The organism is Haloferax sp. DFSO60 (genome assembly GCF_046557615.1).
In the GTDB taxonomy this organism is placed as follows: Archaea; Halobacteriota; Halobacteria; order Halobacteriales; family Haloferacaceae; genus Haloferax.
In genome coordinates, this window is sequence record NZ_JBKIII010000001.1 from 190,438 (window position 1) to 210,343 (window position 19,906).

The following is a 19,906-nucleotide window of genomic DNA, read 5'->3' on the forward strand; positions in this document are numbered from 1 at the left end:
AGAACAGTAGTTCGCTTCGTTACAGCTCGAGACCGCGGATGGAAACGCCTTCGCCTTCCTCGACGTAGCCGATGATTTTTCCGTCGGTCGATTCTGCGAGTTCTTCGGCGTTCGCTTCTGGCACGGCGGCGACAAAGCCAGTGCCCATGTTGAACGTCTTGTGCATCTCTTCGTCGGAGACGCCGCCGTTCGACTGGATGAAGTCGAAGATTGGCTGCGGTTCGAACGCGTCTTCGACCACGTAGTGGAACTCACCCATGCGTTCGAGGTTCGTCCATCCACCACCGGTGACGTGGGCAGCGGCGTTCGTCTCTGCGGCGCGCAGGTCGTCCAACAGGTAAGTGTAGAGGCGTGTCGGTTCGAGCAACGCCTCGCCGACGGTGTCGTACTCGTCGCCGTCCCACTCGTCGGTGTACTCGCCGTCGCTGGTTGCGGTCTTGCGAGCGAGGGTCAGGCCGTTCGAGTGGATTCCGGAGGAGGCGAACCCGACGAGGGCGTCTCTGGGTTCGGCTTCACCGGGGAACAGTGCGTCTTTGTCCGCGAGTCCGGCGCAGGTTCCGGCGAGGTCGAGACCGTTGATGACTTCGGGCATGACGGCAGTTTCGCCGCCGACGAGTTCGATATCTGCCTCGTCAGCGCCCGCGTTGAGGCCTTGTCCGACCTGTTCGGCGAATCGCTCGTCGGGTTCGTCGACCGCGAGGTAGTCCACGAATGCGACGGGGCGAACACCAGCCGCAACGAGGTCGTTCGCGTTCATCGCGATGCAGTCGATACCCACTGTGGAGTAGTCCTCTAGGGCTTCGGCGACGAGGAGCTTCGTGCCCACACCGTCGGTCGCAAGCCCGAGATAGCGGTCACCGATGTCGAGGAGCCCCGCGTAGTCGCCCGAGCCACCACCGATTTGCGCGACGAGCGCCGCGGTTGCGGCCTCGCTCGCCTCGATATCGACACCCGCGTCCGCGTAGGTCATCCCCTCGGAACCGTCCTCGGAGCCGTTGTTCGTCATGTTCGTGTACGAGTTTGGGCACACTATAAAACTACATGGTACAAAATATGCAAGTTCGTGGATGTGTCTGTGCGGGACATCGGTTTTCTGGAATTTGGTGCTATGTCCTTTAGTAGACACTGCCAACTATTTCGCCGTGCGCGTTACACGGTTGTTTCTCCCCACGAGAGTGGCAGTATTCTCCTCCTATTTGGTGTTCGTTCGGTGCGACGGAACTGCATATCCGGTCGATTTCACCGCATATCTCAAAAACGTCTCAGAATACTCGATAAACTTTCTAAGCAATTCTGAAGAATTTATAAAACGTCTTGAAACCGAAAACGGCGGTTTTGAAGCGTTTAGATGGGGTCTGAATGATGCGAAAAACGAGCGAAATCATCGTAACGCTCTGTCCGTTATATGTGACATCCTGTTGTAAGAGAAGATGACGATGTCCGGAGTTCCCTCCACCACCGACTCACTCGCATCGGCACTCAGTCGAACTGCGTTTGCCCCAGTACAGGTCGTTGCCTTCTGGTCAGCAATTGCCCTGCCACTCGCGTACCTGCCCCTGCTCGCTGGTGGCCTCGCGGCGGGCGAACTCTCACTGTTCGTCGGCCTGCTCGCTGTCCACGCCGCTGCACTCGTTATCGGCCGCGACCACGCGCAAGACTAACCCCTCCGACGTCGTCCGGGTTCCCACACCCACAACTCCCACCCACCCTGCAATACCCATCCCCTGCGACTCCCACACGTGGCATTGCCACAGAACCGCACTCCACTCGTCCCCCGCTGCCCATCCTCCCCCTCACTTCAACTCCTCTGAGTCGGCGCTGTCGTCTCACCTATCGCTCTTCATCCTGTGATTCTCTAATCGACTCGCTGGCCGACTAGGTTACTGAAAAGCAGTCCTCGGTGTCCGTCAGATACCGACGAACAGCACCAAGAGGACGGTGAGTGCGGCCGACAGTGCGAATACACCCGCGAAGACCGTCTTACTCCACGAGATTACGGTTCGGCCGTCGAGCGAGGCAATCGGGAGCATGTTGAACGCCGCGAGGAAGGCGTTGATGACCAACCCGCGCGAGCCGACGAGTTCGACGATACCCGAATTGAGGACGAGACCAGCGAGGAAGATGGGAACGAACACGACGACGAGTGCGAGATTCATCGCCGGACCTGCGAGTGCGATCAAGCCGTGTTCGCGCTCGGTGAGCATTCCTCGATGGTAGACTGCACCGGGTGCGGCGAAGATGAACCCGACGAGTGCGCTCATAATCGCAACGCCCAGCATGCCGTAGTCGGCGCGGAACTCGGCGACTTGGCCGAATCTGATGGCGACGACCTTGTGTGCGACTTCGTGGAGCAAGAACGCCACACCGGCGGTGAGCAGACTCACGAGCAGTGCTAGGCCGAACTGCCCCGACCCGAGCAGGAAGATCGCTCGCTGTCCACCTCCCGCGAAGAAGATAGCGAAGGCGATGCTCAGCGCAATCCACGCGATTGCGAGGTCACGAAGCTCGTGGGAAGAGAATTCGATGTTCATGTGAGGGTACTCCAGATGAGGTCCGCGCTGTTTACCGCGCCGTCGAGCATGAGCGAGGTGACACCCGAGACGCCGCCGAGGTCAGCGGCGATGACGGGCAGAACGTAGGTCACGAAGAGGAAGCTCGCAATCATGCTGCCGATGTTGGCCGCCGCGACGACCATGATGAGTTTGAAAAGCGGCACGTCGAACAGTTCTTTGACCAGTTCGACGATGGGTGTCTCTTCGTCCGAGAGGATGCGATTGAGCGTCCCGATATCGCCGACGTTGACCGGCGTATGTCGGAGTTCGACGTATCCAGTGAACCACCCCGGTGCGAGAAGCGGATTGATAGAGGTCATCCACGCGACCAGTCCGCCGACGAGGGCGGAGGTCCACCGCGCTCCGGCGAGTTTCGCCATCCCGAAGGTGAAGATACCGTTGATGAGGAACCACGCGCCGAAGATGGTCAAGAGGCGTTCGTTGCCGACGCCCGCCATCGCCAAGAGGACGAAGAAGGCGACGAAGACGACCGTAATTCCGTAGCCGACGAGTTTCCCCCACGGGAAGCCGTCTTTCTCGGCGACACCGACTAAGGACTCCATCGGTGGCAACGTCTCCGGATTGGCGAGATAGCGTTCGATACCGGCTTTGTGGCCTGCGCCGACGATTGCGACGACGTTCCGGCCACTCTGTCGAAGTGCGACGAGTTGGTGGGCGATGAAGGCGTCTCGTTCGTCGATGAGCGCCTCTGCGCCACCGGGGCTAAACCGGCGGAACTCTTCCATCATGGCGCTCACCACGTCGCCGTCGGTGAGTTCGGACATGTCGAACTCTTCCATCTCCTCGGGCGCTTCGAACAGGCCCAAGACGTTCAGGAGTGTTCCAACGACGAGACCGGCGGCGATACCGACGCTCACGCCGATGGCGAGGCTTCCGACGATGGCCGTCCCGAGACCGCCGAGTACGGACGTGACGAGACCGGTTCCGAGTCCGAGACCGACGCCGCCGATAAGTCCGACTGCCGCACCGCCACCCAGACCGGCGACCAGTGCATCGTCGCCGTCCATGGCCGTCGCGGCGACCGAGTAGAGGAGGTACGCCGAGACTGCACCGAGCAGTGCGCCCGTGGTTGCGCGCGCGAGTACGAAGTCGGTAATGCCGACAGCGCCGCCGTAGAGACCGACGAGCGGGCCGAGGAAGACGCCGACGATGAGACCGAAGATGATGCCGACGCCGCGGGCATCGGCCACACCGAAGACGAGGTCACCGGCCATGCGGAGTTTCTCCATCGTCCCCATCCGTCGCCAGAAGCGTTGGATGGTGGTCTGGATGTCGCGGTCGACGAGTGCGACATCTATCTCTTCTTCTTCGGCGGTTTCGACTGCGGCGAGCATGTCTGCGCCGGGTTGGACATCGAACTTGTCTCCCATCCGCGACTGGACATACGAGAGCATCCAGTAGGCGATAAATTGGAAGACGGTGTTGCCGCGGAGGAGGTCACGCGCCTCGATATCGTCGGGTGTACCACCCTTCAACTGTCGGAAGCGCCCCTCGTCGAGTTCGACCGCGACCATATCCGGTTGTTCCTCGCGGATGGTCGCTTCGACCTCGCGGACGCTATCTTGTGAGACGTGGGCAGTGCCGACGACTCGGACGCGTCCCTCGTCGGGCGACGAATCGTTCATCGCCGGGAGTACCGGCCCACGGTTTTTATCCGTGTCGGCATCGGGGCTGAACTATGCACACATTCGACGCACGGACACCCACACCTGCACACGAGACGGCTATCGAGTGCCTTCGTGCGGGTGTGGAAGCTGTCCTCCCCGAACGCGTCGTCCACGAATCCGTCTCACTCGCGGGCGACACGCTCACCGTCGCCGATTCGAAATACGACCTCTCGAACTTCGACCGAATTCTCGTCGTCGGTGGCGGAAAAGCAGGTGATGGTGTCGCGGACGCGCTCGAACCGATTCTGGGAGACCGACTCGATGGCGGTGTCGTCGTCACGCCGAATCCGGGAACGGGGTCGAAAATCGACCGCCTACCGGGTGACCACCCAGTGCCTTCCCAGCGCGGCGTCGAGAGTACGAAACAGATTATCGACCTCCTTTCGGACCTCGACGAGCGAACGCTCGTCCTCGTCGCCGTCACGGGTGGCGCGAGTGCGATTCTTCCTGCTCCTGCCGACGGCATCTCACTCGAAGACCTTCGCGCGACGACGACGCTCTTGCTCGAAAGCGGGGCCGATATCCACGACCTCAACGCGGTTCGAAAACACCTCTCGACGCTCAAGGGTGGCGGCCTCGCTCGACTCGCAGAACCGGCGACGGTCGTCGGATTAGTTCTCTCGGACGTCGTCGGCAACGACCTCGACGTCATCGCCTCCGGGCCGACTGCACCGGACGAAACCACGTTCGACGACGCGCTCAGTGTCCTCGACCGATTCGACCTCGACGTTCCCGACGCGGTTCGAGCGCGTCTCGAATCAGGTGCGGCAGGTGAGATTTCTGAGACGCCCAAACCGGGTGCGGCGGTGTTCGACCGGGTGACGAACCACGTTCTCGCGGACACGTTCACTGCGCTCGATGCCGCGCGCGACGTTGCGCGCGAGCGCGGGTACGAACCAATGATTCTCTCGTCGCGGATAGAAGGCGAGGCGCGTGAAGCCTCAAAGACGCATGTCGCGGTCGCTTCCGAGGTGTTAGCGACCGGAAACCCACTCGAACCCCCGGCAGTCGTCCTCTCCGGCGGCGAGTGTACGGTGACGGTTCGTGGCGACGGTGACGGCGGCCCGAATCTCGAATTTTGTCTCTCTGCGGGGACGGAGGTTCCAGACGGAGCGGTCATCGCCAGCATCGACAGCGACGGGAAAGACGGCGGAACCGATGTCGCGGGCGCGATTGTTGATTCGGAATCCGTCGAAAAACGGGCGGTACAGGCGGCGCTCGCCGAGAACGACGCGCTCCCGATTCTCCGTGATGCAGGTGCGCTCATCGACACCGGCCCGACGGGAACCAACGTCAACGACCTGCGCGTGGTCGTTCTCGACAACTAACCAACCCGTCTGACAACAGGTTTGTAACCTCCGGTGTAGTATCGAGTCCTATGGCAGGTTTGCTGCCCTCCGCCCCTGATACCTCCTCCGCAGACGAGCCCGCACCTCGGGTCATCGGTCTGGACGACGACGAAGCGACCGACCTTCTGTCCGCGCTCTCGTCGCAGACCGCACGGCGCGTTCTCTCTGCTCTCCACACCGAACCGACCAACGCTGCCGACCTCGCCGAGCGCGTTGAAACATCCCTCCAGAACGTTCAGTACCACCTGAAAAAACTCGACGAGGCCGGACTCATCGAAGTGGTCGATACCGTTTACTCCGAGAAAGGCCGGGAGATGAAAGTATACGCGCCCGCGGACCGCCCGCTGGTCGTCGTCGCCGCCACCGAAGAGACGCGAACTGGCTTGGCGAGCGCGCTCTCGAGTTTACTCGGTGCAGTTGCCGTCCTCGGTCTCCTGTCGGCGCTCGTCCAGTGGCTTGCGACCCGTGGCCAGCGTGCTGTCGCCGGTGGCGCTGATGCTGCCGCCGAGAGCGCCGAATCCGTCACGACTGCCACCGTCGAGGCCGCACCATCGGTCGCACAAGGTATTCCACCGGGCGTAGCGTTCTTCGCGGGCGGATTGGTCATCCTCGTCGCGCTCGCGCTCTTCGTCGTGTACCGGCGGCGATTAATCTGATACTGTTTTGATATATGGTTGCTCGTTGACGCTCTTTTTTCACGTAATGTCGCGCGGCACCCCGGAATTTCGCTGAGGTAATTATTCGTACTCTCGCTGACTAATTAGTACCATGCAACACCGTGCCGAGGTCCGTGGTATCGGAATCGGCGTCGGGGACGATGGTTCGAACGTCCCTGCCGTTATTCTCGAAGCTCGGGAGGAGTACTTGCCCATCGTCATAACGACGGACCAAGCGCAAGCGATTCAGTTGGGTCTGACTGGCGAGAAGTTCGAACGACCGTTGACGCACGACCTGCTCGTCGAGATGGTGACCGAATTCGGTGGTGCAATCGACAGCATCCGAATCGACGACCTCTCTGGTGGGACCTTCTACGCGAAAGTCGATGCGGAGCGGTACTCGAACGGCGAGGCCTACGTGTTTACCTTCGATGCTCGCCCGAGTGACGCCATCGCGCTCGCGGTTCGCGTCGATTGCCCGATTCTCATCTCTGACGAAATTCTCGATGCGGCGGGTCGCCCACCGACGGCGTTCGATATCGATTTCGACCAGTAGGTCATCTCCCTGCTTTTCAAATCCCCTCGGCGCGAGGTCATGCCATGAGCGAATCTACTGCCACACTTGCGCACTCGCAGACCGAGATGACCGAACTCGTGTTGCCGAACGACACAAACAACCTCGGGCGGGCGCTCGGTGGGGCAGTGCTTCACTGGATGGACATCTGTGGGGCGATTGCGGCGATGCGATTCTCGAATCGGCAGTGTGTCACCGCCTCGATGGACCACGTCGATTTTATCAGCGCCATCGACCTCGGCGAAGTCGCGGTCATGGAAGCCTACGTGTTCAACGTCGGTCGGACCAGCATCGACGTGAAAGTCGATGTCCACGCGGAGAACCCGAAGACCGACGAACGCCGGAAGACGACCACGTCGTTTCTGACCTTCGTCGCGCTCGACGGCGACGGAAGACCAACTCCCGTGCCAAAACTCACCTGTGAGACGCCAGAAGAAGAAGCACTCAGACAGGAGGCCGTCGAAGGCCGCGCCGAACAGTTAGAGATGGTTATCGAGCGGATGGAAGACCTCTAATCGAGTTCGTCTTGTCCGTATTTCCCCCCGGTGAAACCTCACCATGGCGAACGAACCCTTATCGGGGACGGCGACCCAATCAATTTCTATGCTCGACGTTCCTGTCCCCGATGCCCCGACGCTCCCGAAGGTGGACCCGAACCAGTACGACGATGCGAACATCGCCGCTGATGCGGACTTCAAGCGAACTGAGTTAGAGCAGTTCCTCCACGACGGCGCGTGGGCCGATGCGTTCGAACAGTGGGCCAAAGAGACGCCAGTCACCGAAACACAGTGGCAAATCGTCCTCGACCTCGACTTACTCACCTACTTCGATTTCTTCTGGGACGACTTCGCCGACCGAGTTGGGTACCACGCACCCGGTATCCCCGAGGATTGGAAAGAGCGACAACTCCATCCAGAACTCACCTCGTGGGGGCAAGTGTCGTCGGTAAATGCGGGCCTGACCGAACTCGGACAACAGGCTTGCGACGTACTCAAAGACGACTATATCGACTGGGAGTCCGAGTACGAAGCTCCCGACGACCTGCCTGATTTCGGATAGTCAGCGTGGATTTGATGTCGAGTAGTCAGGAACCGGAGACTGTATATGATTTCAGAATGTATTGATTTAATGGACATTGAGGCAGTATTGGGCGTTCTTATGGTCTCATTTTGGTTGAATTTGGGAAAACAGACATGTAGTCAAAATCACACCTATTGCTTGCGATGACCGATACAAAGCGCCGCGATGTACTCCGCGCAGTCGGTGGTCTCACCGTCATTGGTGGCCTTGCAGGCTGCATGGGTGGCACCGCCGGTGGCGACCAGACCGAGACTGAGACGACGACTGACTCGATGACTGAAACCGAAACCGAGACGACGTCGACGCCAACTCCCGAATCGGAGATGGCGATGGTTCGCGTCGCGCACCTCGCACCTGATGCGCCCGACGTGGACATCTACGTCGATGGCGAAGTCGCCCTCTCCGGTGTCTCGTTCTCGGCCGTGAGCGACTATCTCTCCGTTCCAATCGGGACGAGAACTGTCGCAATCACGCCCGCAGGCGACGAATCGACTGTCGTCTTCGAAGACGACCTCGAACTCGCCGAGGCGACGTATACGGTCGCCGCAGTCGGCGAGTTGAGCGAAGAGACGTTCCAACCACTCATCCTCGAAGACGATGTCTCCGAACCGGGCGACGACATGGCGCGCGTCCGCGTCGTCCACGCCTCGCCCGACGCACCCGCAGTAGACATCACCGCTGGTGAGACGGTCCTCTTCGATGGTGTCGAATTCACGCAGTCAGGAAGTGTCGAAGTCCCCGCTGACACGTACACCATCCAAGTCCGTGGTGACACCGAGTCGAACGACGGCGATGCAGTCGCCGAGTTCGACCTCGAACTCGCCAGTAATTCCGTCTACACCGTCTTTGCTGCGGGTTACCTGACGCCCGACGACGAACCCACGATGGAGGAGTTCCGCCCCATCGTCACCGTCGATTCCGGTTCTGGCGGCGGACTCGTCGAACCCGCTGTCTCGCTCCGCGTGGCTCACCTCTCGCCTGACGCTCCCAACGTCGACGTACTCGTCGAAGGCGAACCAGTTCTCACGGACGTACCCTTCGGTGCCGTGAGCGACTACCTGATGCTGGAGGAAGGAACCTACCAAGTGACTGTCCAAGCCGCAGGCGACCCCGACACGGTTGTCTTCGACGAGTCGCTCGACTTAGCCGCCGGGGCCTACACTGCCGCGGCAGTCGGCGAACTCGAAGAGGACGCCGAGAATCCGTTTATGGTTCAGATACTCGAAGACGACCGCTCCGAGCCTGAGGGTGAAACTGCCCGCGTGCGTGTCTTCCACGCCTCGCCTGACGCACCCGCAGTCGATGTGACCGTCGCCTCCACCGGTGACGTTCTCGTCGATGGACTCGCATTCGGAGAGACGGCCACCGTAGACGTGCCCGCTGGCGAGTACACCATCGAAGTCCGTGGCGACACTGAGACCAACGACGGCGACGTGGTTGGCGAGTTCGGCCTCGCCGCAGAAGCAGGCTACGCCTACACTGCTATCGCTCAGGGCTACCTGACGACCGACGACGAACCGACGGACGCCGAGTTCGACCTTCAGGTTGTCATCGACAACTGAAACCTCAGGTGAACGCCTCTCTCAGGCGAACACCTCTTTCTGCGAGTCGAACCTGTCTACTCGCCGATACCCTTAGGTCGATTTCGCGTGTACTATTCGGGGAATGGAGGGCGTGCTTTGGTACGTGCTCACCGGGACGCGCGGTGGCGAAAACCGGATTCGAATCCTCCGCGAACTCGCGGACCGACCTCGCAATGCGAATCGCCTCGCAGAAGAGTTAGGTCTCGACTACAAGACGGTTCGTCACCACCTCGGTGTCCTCGTAGAAAACGGCGTCGTCGAGCAGAGCGGGAACAGATACGGGTCCGTCTACATCCCGTCACAACTTGCTCGCACCCACTGGCAGACCATCGAACAGATAATCGAACAGACGACCGAGTAATTCCAATGCACCCACTCCCGACCGCAGACCAAGCCAGACACCAGCGATGAGCATCTGGGTCGATATCGCCCGCCTATCGGTTGGCCTTAGCGCCGCGTTCCTCCTCGTACTCCTCGGAATCTGGGGACGGAACTACGTGACCTTCAGGTCTAAACACGCACTCGGCCTCCTCGTCTTCGGCTTTTTCCTCTTCGCGCAGAGCATCTTCGCGCTGTACTACTACACCGCAGACCCCACACTCTCGGTCTGGTTCGCCACAGAGATGCCTGCGATTGCGTGGCGCGTCCTGATGGGAATTCACGTCTTGCAGGCCGTGGCACTCGGTGTGCTGTTGTGGATTACGTGGGACTGAGAGCGTGTTCACGCTGGCCCACAGCGTTTTACACTGCGCCTGAGAACTGACGTGTCGATGCGCCGACGTGCCCTCCTCTCCAGCACTGCCGCACTCTCGCTCGCCTCACTCTCGGGGTGTCTCGGTGACGCCCGTGAAGTCGCCAGCGGTGATATTCACGGCGAACACGGCTACGCGAACCTCCACCCCGCAGACGAACAGTACTTCCACGGGTCGTTTCAAGACGATTCGAATTTCCGAGGCTGGCTGTTTCCCGACCCACCTGCCGACCAGGCCGACGTGTTCACCGACCGCGCCCTCCAAGGTGAGTTCTCGAACGACCTCTTGTGGGCCGACGGAAACTCGTTCGTCCTGCTGTTCGAGGTTCGAATGCCACGCGACGAGGCGGCCTTCTACAACACTGTTGGATTCGTCGAGTGGACTGGCTGGGACGACTGTGAGATTCCGATACGCAGGTCGGGGACGACCTACGAGGGAGACCCCGACGCCAGCGAACTCGTCTGTACGGCGATTCACAAGTTCACCGTCGAACGCGATGGCGAACCGACGGGGGCGACGCTTGCCGTTCGTGACCGGGAGACGGACGAACCGGTTGGAACCTACTACGTCGAAGCGTGGGCGAACCAACGCGCCGAACCGTCGGCCTAATCGACAGCGTCGGAGTAAGCGTTATTTACGTCCCGACACATCCCTCATCTATGCGACGACACTCACCTGTCGCCCGGCTTACCCCGGTCCGACAGTCTCTTCTTCGTGTCGTCGGTCAGTCGTCGATTATTGCGGGGCAGTAGCCTCGCATCTCACACCCTACCCTGACGCTTGCATCGCCCGCCGAGTACTCACAATAGCCGTCAATGGAACACACCGACGACTCACACCTCTCGTATCGACCGACGACCACACCATCCCATCGAACCCGATGGGTATCGCACCAGCGACAGCGACGAACCAATGTCTGAAGAACGCCTGCAAGACCCGCCGAACGACCGCTCGAACGACGCGGACGAGACCCGCCGTTTTGATATATATCCGCGAGAAGGACGGGGTATGGAAGACATCCCAGACCAGTACACGCCGGAGGACATCGAGTCCGTTGTCGGCGAATACTGGGAGGAGCACGACGCGTACGAGGCGACGAAGGAGGAACACGCCGACGACCCGTCGTTCTTCTTCGTCGATGGCCCGCCGTACACCTCGGGTCAGATGCACCTTGGTACGGCATGGAACAAGACGCTGAAGGACGCCGTCATCCGGCACAAGCGCATGACGGGGCACAACGTCACCGACCGCCCCGGATACGACATGCACGGCCTCCCTATCGAAGTGAAAGTCGAAGAGGAACTCGGCTTCACCTCGAAGCGCGATATCGAGGAGTTCGGCATGGAGGCCTTTATCGAGAAGTGTAAGGACTTCGCCGTCCGCAACCGCGAGGCGATGGACGACGACTTCAAGTCCATCGGGACGTGGATGGACTGGGACAACCCCTACCAGACGCTCTCGCCGGAGTACATGGAGTCTGCGTGGTGGGCCTTCTCGAAAGTCGCCGAGAACGGACTGGTCGAACAGGGCAAGCGCAGTGTCAACTACTGCCCGCGCTGTCAGACCGCAATCGCCGCCAACGAAGTCGAGTACGACGAAATCACCTCGCCATCTATCTACGTCAAATTCCCCCTGAAAGAGCGCGAGGGAAGCCTCGTCATCTGGACGACGACGCCGTGGACCATCCCGGCGAACACCTTCGTCGCCGTCGACGGCGAGATGACCTATCAGGCCGTCCGCGCCGAGAAGGGTGGGGAAAGCGAAGTACTCTACGTCGCAGAACCCTGCGTCGAGGGCGTCCTGAAAAAGGGTCGCTACGAGGACTTCGAAGTACTCGACGAACTCCCCGGCGAAGAGATGCTTGGCTGGGAGTACGACCACCCGCTCGCCGATGTCTTGAACGAGTACGCCGACTTCGAGGGCGCAGGACAGGTCTACACCGCCGATTACGTCGAAGCCGACCGCACGGGTCTGGTTCATTCCGCACCCGGCCACGGGCAAGAGGACTTCGCCCGCGGGCAGGAACTCGGCCTCGACGTGTTCGTCCCCGTGGACGACAAAGGCGAGTTCACCGCACAGGGTGGCAAGTACGAAGGCACGTTCGTCCGCGACGCCAACCCGCAGGTCATCGAAGACCTCGACGAGCGCGGCCACCTGCTCCACGCAGGCGAACACGACCACCGCTACGGCCACTGTTGGCGCTGTGACACGGACATCATCTTCCTCGCTACCGACCAGTGGTTCATCACCGTCACCGACGTCAAAGAGCAACTGCTCGACAACATCGAGGAGTCCGAGTGGCACCCACAGTGGGCACGCGACAACCGCTTCCGCGACTTCGTGAGCGACGCTCCCGACTGGAACGTCTCTCGCCAGCGGTACTGGGGTATCCCACTCCCCATCTGGGTTCCGCAAGACCCCGACGCCGAAGGTGCTGAAGAGATGCTCGTCATCGGCACGCGCGAGGAACTCGCCGAGCGCGTGGACCAGGACATCGACGCCGACTCGGTGGACCTCCACCGCCCGTCGGTGGACCCACTCACCATCACCGAAGACGGCGTGACCTACGAGCGCGTCCCCGACGTGTTCGACGTGTGGATCGACTCTTCGGTCGCCACGTGGGGCACACTCGATTTCCCCGGCCAGACCGAAGCCTACGACGAACTGTGGCCTGCTGACCTCATCATCGAGGCGCACGACCAGACTCGTGGCTGGTTCTGGTCGCAACTTGGCATGGGCACCGCCGCGACCGGCGAATCGCCGTACAAGGAGGTCATCATGCACGGCTTCGCCAACGACAAAGACGGTCGCAAGATGTCGAAGTCTGTCGGCAACATCGTCACGCCCGAGGAGGCAATCGACCGCGCCGGACGCGACCCGCTTCGCGCGTACCTCCTGAGTCACGACCAGCAAGGTGTGGACCTCTCGTTCGAGTGGGACGGCCTCGCCGATACCCAATCGACGCTCAACATCTTCTGGAACGTCTTCCGGTTCCCCCTGCCGTACATGGAACTGGACGGCTACGACCCAGCAGAGGCCGACCTCTCCGAAGGCGAACTCACCGTCGTAGACGAGTGGGTTCTCTCGCGCCTCCAGACCGTGAAAGCCGAGATGGCCGACGCGTGGGACGACTACGAAGTCCACACCGCGCTCAACACGCTTCTCGACTTCATCACCGAAGACGTCTCGCGCTTCTACGTGAAGGCAATCCGCGAGCGCATGTGGGAAGAAGAGGACTCGGACTCCAAACTGGGCGCGTATGCAACGCTCGCGACGGTCATGAAGGAGTCCATCCGCCTTATCGCGCCGTACACGCCGTACATGGCCGAGCAGATGTACCAGCGCCTCGACGGTGGCGAGACGACGGTCCACCAGCTCTCGTACCCCGAGGTTGACGAAGACCTGCGCGACGAGACGCTCGAAGCCAACATGACCGTCCTCCGTGCGGTCGAAGAGTCTGCGGCATACGCCCGTCAACAGGGCGGTCGCAAACTCCGCTGGCCCGTCTCGCGCATCGTGGTCGAGACCGAGGATGACGAGGTTGCCGAGGCTGTCAACGCCCTCTCCGACCTCCTCGCAGAGCGCGTCAACACGCGGTCGGTCGAAGTCGTGGAGGTGTTCGACGAACTCGTCGAGACCGCAGAACCACAGATGAGCGTCATCGGACCGGAGTTCGGTGCCGAGGCGCAGAAAATCATGGGTGCCGTCGAAGGACTCACCCGCGCCGAAGTCGAATCCGGCGTCGAAGTCGAAGGCGAGACCTACGACCTCACCGACGAGATGGTCGCCTACCACGCCGAACCACCGGAGAACGTCACCGGCGGCGACTTCGAAGGTGGCACCGTGTACGTCGATACGACCCTCACCGACGACATCGAGTCCGAGGGTTACTCGCGCGACGTCATCCGCCGCATCCAGGAGATGCGCAAGCAACTCGACCTCGACGTCGAAGTCGAAATCGACGTTGCGCTCACAGTCGATGACGACCGCATCGCCGGATTCGTCGCCGACCACAGCGACCTCATCGCCGACGAAGTTCGCGCCCGCGAGTTCGAACTCGGCAACACCGAGGGCGAGACGGTCGAAACGTGGGATGTCGAAGGCATCTCCGTGACTATCGCGGTCACGCCGCTCGAATAACCGAGCGTTCGACCTCGCCGATTGTTTTCTCTCTTCGCTCCGCTAGCCGTGCGGTCGAATCAGACACCGAGTGTGGCCAGAGGACAACCTGCTCGTTCGAGACGACACTGTTGGATTGGTGTCTCTCTCGGATTACTGAACGAACGAGCGCAAAATGGCCTGATCGTTGACCAACATTTTTGACGTATTCCCCCGTGTATCATTGTAGACCATGAAGAAACTCATCAATGAGCCGAGTGCAGTGGTTGACGAGATGCTCGATGGAATGGTGGCGGCACACCCAGAAGTTCGGCGTCTCGATGGGACAAATGTACTCGTGCGCAGCGACGCGCCGGTCGATGGAAAGGTCGCGGTCGTCTCCGGCGGTGGGTCGGGCCACGAACCGACACACGGCGGTTACATCGGCGAGGGAATGCTCGACGGCGCGGCCGCGGGTGAGGTGTTCACTTCGCCGACGGCCGACCAGATTAGCGAGATGATTCAGGCGGTAGACTCCGGCGCGGGCGTCCTCTGTGTCGTCAAAAACTACGAAGGCGACGTGATGAACTTCGATACCGCCGCCGAGATGGCCGGTATGGAGGGCGCGACGGTCGAACAGGTCGTCGTCAACGACGACGTTGCGGTCGAAGACTCACTCTACACCTCGGGTCGTCGCGGTGTCGCAGGCACCATCTTCGTCCACAAGTGCGCGGGTGCGAAAGCCGCCGAAGGCGCGGACCTCGCTACGGTCAAACAGGTCGCACAGAAGGTCATCGACAACGTCGGCACGATGGGCATGGCACTGACCTCGTGTGTCACGCCCGAGAAAGGTGAACCGACGTTCGACCTCGGCGACGACGAAATCGAACTGGGAATCGGTATCCACGGCGAACCGGGAACCCAGCGCACCGACATCATGAGCGCCGACGAAATCACCGAACACCTCGCAGAACGCGTATTCGACGACCTCGAACTCGAGGAAGGCGAAGAAGTCGTCACGATGGTCAACGGTATGGGCGGTACGCCGCAGTCCGAACTGTACATCGTCAACCGCAAACTCCAGTCGATGTTGGGCGACCGTGGTGTCGAGACGTGGGACGCCTGGGTCGGCGACTACATGACCTCGCTCGATATGATGGGCTGTTCGGTCACGGTGCTTCGCGTCGACGACGAACTCAAAGAGTTGCTCGCGGCACCTGCACACACTCCAGCACTGACCGTCTCCGACTGAACCAAAACCTTGGATTTTTGAACACTCCGTTTTTCGGGAGAAGTGCTTACTGTCTCGCCTGCTAACGTGAGTACATGTCTGACATGGAGACACAGCGTGAGGCAGTGTTGGCGGCGCTCGACAATGTCGCCACCCGACTTGCAGACGAGAAATCCTACCTCACTGACCTCGACTCACAGATTGGTGACGCAGACCACGGAACCAACATGGAACGCGGGTTCGGCAAGGCCGCCGAAAAGAGCGACGAGTTCGCGGAGATGGACCCCCACGAAATCGTCAAGAACATCGGAACGACACTCATCTCGAACGTCGGTGGTGCGTCCGGCCCCCTCTACGGCGGGTCGATTATGTTCTCCAGTCAGGAACTCGAAGGCGGTATCACCGCCGAAACTTCGGTCGCATTCGCGGAGACGTATCTGGAGAAAGTAAAGGATCGCGGCGGCGCACAGGTCGGGTCGAAGACGATGGTCGATGCGCTCACACCAGCGGTTCACACCTACAAGAAATCTATCGAGCAGGACGACCTGCCGCCGTTGACCGCACTCGCCAAAGCAGTCGATGCCGCAGAGCGCGGCGTCGAGTTTACGGTTCCCATCAAGGCGCTCAAAGGCCGCGCTTCGTTCCTCGATTGGCGCTCTGTCGGCCACCAAGACCCCGGTGCGACGAGTACGCTGTTCATCATGGAAGAACTGCTCAAGACCGCAGAGGAGTACTTGGAGGGCGATGCCGAGCGCGACGCACACGCCGAAACTGCCGTGGAGCGTGACCAATGATTGGACTCGTCGTCGTCTCTCATAGCGAGAAGGCCGCCGAGGGAATCGCAGACGTCGCCGCACAGATGGGCGGTGGAAACGCACGTATCGTCCCCGCCGGTGGTGACGAAGATGGAATCGGAACGTCTCCCGACCGCATCCAAGCGGCGCTCGAAGAGGCCGACGACGGCGACGGTGTGGTCGTCCTCGTTGACCTCGGAAGCGCCGTCATGAACGCTGAACTCGCCATCGAGATGGCCGCAGACGTGACGGCGACGATTGCCGACGCACCCGTCTTGGAGGGGACGCTCAACGCTGCGGTCGAGACGACGAGTCCGAAGGCGACGCTGGACTCAGTCGTCGAGCGGGCAGAAGACGCCCGCGACTACTACAAACTGAACTGAGAATCGGATTCGAACGAGAGCTGATTCTACTCGTCGTCGCCTTCCGGCGTCGAGAGTACTTCTTCGAGCGCGTCGAGTGCGGCCTCGGCGTCGTCACCTTCGGCGACGAGTTTGACCTCCTCTCCGTGGCCGACGCCGAGCCCCGTCACTGCGAGCATGCTCGCGGCGGGGACGAGGTCGCCATCATCGGCGCGTCCGAGGCTGATGTCTGCCTCGAACGAGTTGGCAGTCTCGACGAATTTCGATGCTGGGCGGGCGTGGAGACCGTCTTCTGGGACGACGGTGACGATACGTTCCATACGTCTGGTATCGACTCCGTGGCGTTATCGCTGACGGTTGTCGAACGCAGTAAAAAATCGAAATCGAGTGTGTTCGGGACGTGAGTTAGAAGCCGAGGGTGGCGACCCACGACGAACTCGGGAGGATGCCCGCGATTGCGAGCATCGAGATGAGGAACGTCCCGAAGACGATGGCTGCTGCGGGTGGGTCCCAGTGAGTGTCGCCGTGTGCGTAGAAGACACGCTGGAACGCTTCACCGAACAGACCACAGATGAGGCCGAAGACCCCGCCGAGGAGGAGGGCGACGAAGCCCACCTCTGCTGCGCCGGAGGTCCACGCGAGTGCTACCGTCGAGGCAGGAAGTGCCATGTGGTGCGTGACCGGCAGGCGTTCGACGCCGAGGTTCAAGAAGAACAGCGACGCCGCCGAGATGCCGAACGCGAGGAACGGACTTCCCGTGACGAGTGCGATGTAGGCGGCCATGATGCCGACGACTGCACTGATGGCGGCCACGTGGCCCCACTGGTACATGTTCGGCAGCCATGGTTCGACGCTCAGGCGATTGGCGTCTTCTGCCGTGGCAACACCACCGTCGGTGGCGACTGTGCCACCGTCGGCTGCGGCCGCACCCCGTGTTTCACCGCGTTCGAACGGCGACATGTCGAAGATGCCGGAGCCACGGATTTTCCCGATAATCGGGTAGCCGAAGGCGACGCGGTGGAGTAACGCAGAGAGCGTCACGGCCATCGCGATGTGGTCGTACGGCATGGCGAACGTCCCCGAGAGAACGGTCAGCCAGTACCCGATGATACCGAAGACACCGCCCACCGCGAGTACGTCGGGTTTCGACCCGAGTGCGAAGCCGATGTCTTTCGCTTTGGAGTAGTCGAATCCTGAGTCGATATAGCCCCGCTTCGCGGCGTACGCTGCTGCTGCAGCACCGCCAGCGAAACTGATAGCTGGCGAAAACGGCGCACCGAACGCGATCGCGCCAGTAATCGCTCCGGCTTCGCTATCGACGTAGGAGGCAACCTCCCCCGCGATAACCATGAACCCGGTGAAGATGAACGCAGGGAGTGCACCGATTGCCGCTGCGAATGCTCCGCCAGCGAAGGCGGCGATGAGCATTTCGAGGGCCCACAAGTCGCTCAGTGCCATTATTCTGCTCCGTCTCGGGCCCAGTCAAGCGAGCGTTCGACAGCGTCTTTCCATCGACCGTAACGCTGTTCGACGTTCTGTGGGTCTTCCGGTTGGAACTCTCGGTCAATCTGCCAGTTGGCTCGAAGTTCGTCCATCGTCTCCCAGTAGCCGACTGCGAGACCGGCCGCGTAGGCCGACCCCAGTGCAGTCGTCTCGTCGACGACTGGGCGGACGATTTCGGTGTCGAGAATGTTCGACTGGAGTTGACAGAGGAAGTTGTTCTTGACTGCACCGCCGTCCACGCGGAGGCTAGAGAGTTCGATTCCGCTGTCGGACTCCATGGCCTCGGCGACGTCCCGCGTCTGGAACGCGATGGATTCGAGCGTCGCGCGAACGATGTGTTCACGGCGGGTACCTCGGGTCATCCCGACGATGGTTCCACGGGCGCGCTGGTCCCAGTGAGGTGCACCGAGACCGGTGAATGCGGGCACGAAGTACACGCCATCCGTCGAGTCGACGGACCGAGCGAGTTCTTCGGACTCGGCCGCGTTCTCGATGAGCGTCATGTCTTCGAGCCACTGGATCGCCGCACCGGTGATGAAGATGGCACCCTCGAGCGCGTACTGGACGGGTTCGCCAGAGCGCTGGAAGCCGACAGTCGTTAGCAGGCCGTGTTCGGACACGACGGCCTCTTCGCCGGTGTTCATGAGCATGAACGAACCCGTACCGTAGGTGTTCTTTGCGTCACCGGCGTCGAAACAGGTCTGTCCGAACAGTGCGGCTTGCTGGTCACCGAGCGCACCAGCGACTGGAATCTCGGCACCGATGAACCCGTCCGCGTCAGTCGTTCCGTAGTAGTCGTCGTCAGACGACGGGCGGACTTCGGGGAGTACTGAACCGGGGACGTTGAACTCCTCGAGGAGGTCGCTGTCCCACGCCATGTCGTGGATGTTGAACAGCATCGTCCGCGATGCGTTCGTGACGTCAGTGATGTGATTCCCCGTCAGTTTGTAGATGAGCCACGTATCGATGGTCCCGAATGCGAGGTCACCTTGTTTGGCTCGTTCGCGGATGTCCTCGGGACGTGACCGTTGGAGCTTAATTGGGTCAGAGTTGTCGAGGAGCCATTCGGCTTTCGTCGCAGAGAAGTAGGCGTCGGGTTCGAGACCGGTCTTCTGCCGAACCTCGTCGGTCTTCCCCTCTGCTTCGAGTCGCTCGATTCGGTCGGTCGTTCGCCGGTCCTGCCAGACGATGGCGTTGTGAATCGGTTGACCAGACTCTCGGTCCCAGATTACTGTCGTTTCGCGCTGGTTCGTTATCCCGATTGCTTCGAGTTGACTGGCATCGAGAGACGCTTCCGAGAGCGCCTCGTTCATGACTTGTTTTGTATTCTCCCAAATTTCGTTGGCGTCGTGTTCTACCCACCCTGGTTCGGGATATATCTGTTCGTGCTTTTCGTAGGCGTTGGCGACCACCTTACCGTCGTGGTCGAACACCATGAACCGCGTACCTGTGGTACCTTGGTCGATGGCACCGACGTATGTTTCATCAGACATTGTTACTAACCCTGGACGTGACTATGCGGGAGATACCCACACTCAATACGTGTGTAAAATAACATGATAAATGTTTCTTTACTCTAGCTGATTGTCCTGTATTCAGAAATGGTATGTATAGAGTTCTAACGTCTCCTCCCAATGGAATCATTTCGTACGCACACTCGAATTTCTGTTTTATGTGTGCGAAT

At 60.7% G+C, this 19,906-nt stretch carries 20 protein-coding genes; 14 read left to right on the forward strand and 6 right to left on the reverse strand.

Annotation, left to right across the window (positions count from 1 at the left end; all coding sequences use genetic code 11):
- Nucleotides 1-19: 19 nt before the first annotated feature.
- A complete protein-coding gene (gene purM / locus ACK509_RS00940; protein ID WP_410764596.1) occupies nt 20-1,006 on the reverse strand; it encodes a phosphoribosylformylglycinamidine cyclo-ligase in 987 nt (328 codons plus the stop codon).
- A 430-nt stretch (nt 1,007-1,436) separates the two neighbouring features.
- Between purM and ACK509_RS00945 the strand changes: the two genes are divergently transcribed.
- Nucleotides 1,437-1,661 (forward strand): hypothetical protein, encoded by a 225-nt coding sequence (locus tag ACK509_RS00945; protein WP_410766228.1) that lies wholly within the window; start codon nt 1,437-1,439, stop codon nt 1,659-1,661.
- Between the two features lie 246 nt (nt 1,662-1,907).
- On the opposite strand, the gene ACK509_RS00950 is transcribed toward ACK509_RS00945, so the two are convergent.
- Together ACK509_RS00950 and ACK509_RS00955 are read right to left on the reverse strand one after the other, a co-directional pair.
- Nucleotides 1,908-2,531: a metalloprotease gene (locus tag ACK509_RS00950; protein ID WP_410764597.1), complete on the reverse strand. Its 624-nt coding sequence runs from the start codon at nt 2,529-2,531 to the stop codon at nt 1,908-1,910.
- Nucleotides 2,528-4,198 carry a TraB/GumN family protein gene (locus tag ACK509_RS00955; protein ID WP_410764598.1) on the reverse strand — a complete coding sequence of 557 codons (1,671 nt, stop codon included), beginning with the start codon at nt 4,196-4,198 and terminating at the stop codon, nt 2,528-2,530. Before ACK509_RS00955 ends, ACK509_RS00950 begins: the two co-directional genes overlap by 4 nt.
- A 53-nt stretch (nt 4,199-4,251) precedes the next feature.
- Between ACK509_RS00955 and ACK509_RS00960 the strand changes: the two genes are divergently transcribed.
- From ACK509_RS00960 to dhaM, 13 genes are all read left to right on the forward strand, one after another.
- The gene (locus tag ACK509_RS00960) at nt 4,252-5,568 is read left to right on the forward strand and encodes a glycerate kinase (RefSeq protein ID WP_410764599.1); all 1,317 of its coding nucleotides are present in this window, start codon (nt 4,252-4,254) and stop codon (nt 5,566-5,568) included.
- 50 nt (nt 5,569-5,618) lie between these two features.
- Nucleotides 5,619-6,245 (forward strand): ArsR/SmtB family transcription factor, encoded by a 627-nt coding sequence (locus tag ACK509_RS00965; protein WP_410764601.1) that lies wholly within the window; start codon nt 5,619-5,621, stop codon nt 6,243-6,245.
- 112 nt (nt 6,246-6,357) lie between these two features.
- Nucleotides 6,358-6,801: a bifunctional nuclease family protein gene (locus tag ACK509_RS00970; protein WP_410764602.1), complete on the forward strand. Its 444-nt coding sequence runs from the start codon at nt 6,358-6,360 to the stop codon at nt 6,799-6,801.
- 44 nt (nt 6,802-6,845) lie between these two features.
- Nucleotides 6,846-7,334, forward strand: coding sequence for an acyl-CoA thioesterase (locus ACK509_RS00975; protein WP_410764603.1), 489 nt, complete (start codon nt 6,846-6,848; stop codon nt 7,332-7,334).
- 88 nt (nt 7,335-7,422) lie between these two features.
- Entirely contained in the window at nt 7,423-7,878 is a 456-nt protein-coding gene (locus ACK509_RS00980) for a hypothetical protein (RefSeq protein ID WP_410764604.1), read from the forward strand.
- A 164-nt stretch (nt 7,879-8,042) separates the two neighbouring features.
- Nucleotides 8,043-9,461 (forward strand): DUF4397 domain-containing protein, encoded by a 1,419-nt coding sequence (locus tag ACK509_RS00985; protein WP_410764605.1) that lies wholly within the window; start codon nt 8,043-8,045, stop codon nt 9,459-9,461.
- A gap of 103 nt (nt 9,462-9,564) precedes the next feature.
- The gene (locus ACK509_RS00990; RefSeq protein ID WP_410764606.1) at nt 9,565-9,843 is read left to right on the forward strand and encodes a winged helix-turn-helix domain-containing protein; all 279 of its coding nucleotides are present in this window, start codon (nt 9,565-9,567) and stop codon (nt 9,841-9,843) included.
- A 46-nt stretch (nt 9,844-9,889) separates the two neighbouring features.
- On the forward strand, nt 9,890-10,195 hold the full coding sequence (locus ACK509_RS00995) for a hypothetical protein (protein WP_410764609.1): 306 nt from the start codon (nt 9,890-9,892) through the stop codon (nt 10,193-10,195).
- Between the two features lie 57 nt (nt 10,196-10,252).
- Nucleotides 10,253-10,843 (forward strand): hypothetical protein, encoded by a 591-nt coding sequence (locus tag ACK509_RS01000; protein WP_410764611.1) that lies wholly within the window; start codon nt 10,253-10,255, stop codon nt 10,841-10,843.
- 399 nt (nt 10,844-11,242) lie between these two features.
- Nucleotides 11,243-14,374 (forward strand): isoleucine--tRNA ligase, encoded by a 3,132-nt coding sequence (gene ileS / locus ACK509_RS01005; RefSeq protein ID WP_410766229.1) that lies wholly within the window; start codon nt 11,243-11,245, stop codon nt 14,372-14,374.
- 211 nt (nt 14,375-14,585) lie between these two features.
- A complete protein-coding gene (dhaK, locus tag ACK509_RS01010; RefSeq protein ID WP_410764612.1) occupies nt 14,586-15,584 on the forward strand; it encodes a dihydroxyacetone kinase subunit DhaK in 999 nt (332 codons plus the stop codon).
- A 74-nt stretch (nt 15,585-15,658) separates the two neighbouring features.
- Entirely contained in the window at nt 15,659-16,357 is a 699-nt protein-coding gene (dhaL, locus tag ACK509_RS01015) for a dihydroxyacetone kinase subunit DhaL (RefSeq protein WP_410764614.1), read from the forward strand.
- The gene (dhaM, locus tag ACK509_RS01020) at nt 16,354-16,740 is read left to right on the forward strand and encodes a dihydroxyacetone kinase phosphoryl donor subunit DhaM (protein WP_410764616.1); all 387 of its coding nucleotides are present in this window, start codon (nt 16,354-16,356) and stop codon (nt 16,738-16,740) included. Before dhaL ends, dhaM begins: the two co-directional genes overlap by 4 nt.
- A gap of 26 nt (nt 16,741-16,766) precedes the next feature.
- Here the strand turns inward: dhaM and ptsH1 are convergent, their stop codons facing one another.
- The 3 genes from ptsH1 to glpK form a co-directional block, all read right to left on the reverse strand.
- Nucleotides 16,767-17,039 (reverse strand): phosphocarrier protein HPr, encoded by a 273-nt coding sequence (gene ptsH1, locus ACK509_RS01025; protein WP_410764618.1) that lies wholly within the window; start codon nt 17,037-17,039, stop codon nt 16,767-16,769.
- A gap of 85 nt (nt 17,040-17,124) precedes the next feature.
- A complete protein-coding gene (locus ACK509_RS01030) occupies nt 17,125-18,177 on the reverse strand; it encodes a hypothetical protein (protein ID WP_410764619.1) in 1,053 nt (350 codons plus the stop codon).
- Nucleotides 18,177-19,715: a glycerol kinase GlpK gene (gene glpK / locus ACK509_RS01035; protein WP_410764620.1), complete on the reverse strand. Its 1,539-nt coding sequence runs from the start codon at nt 19,713-19,715 to the stop codon at nt 18,177-18,179. The genes ACK509_RS01030 and glpK overlap by 1 nt, the downstream gene beginning before the upstream one ends.
- Nucleotides 19,716-19,906: the final 191 nt, after the last annotated feature.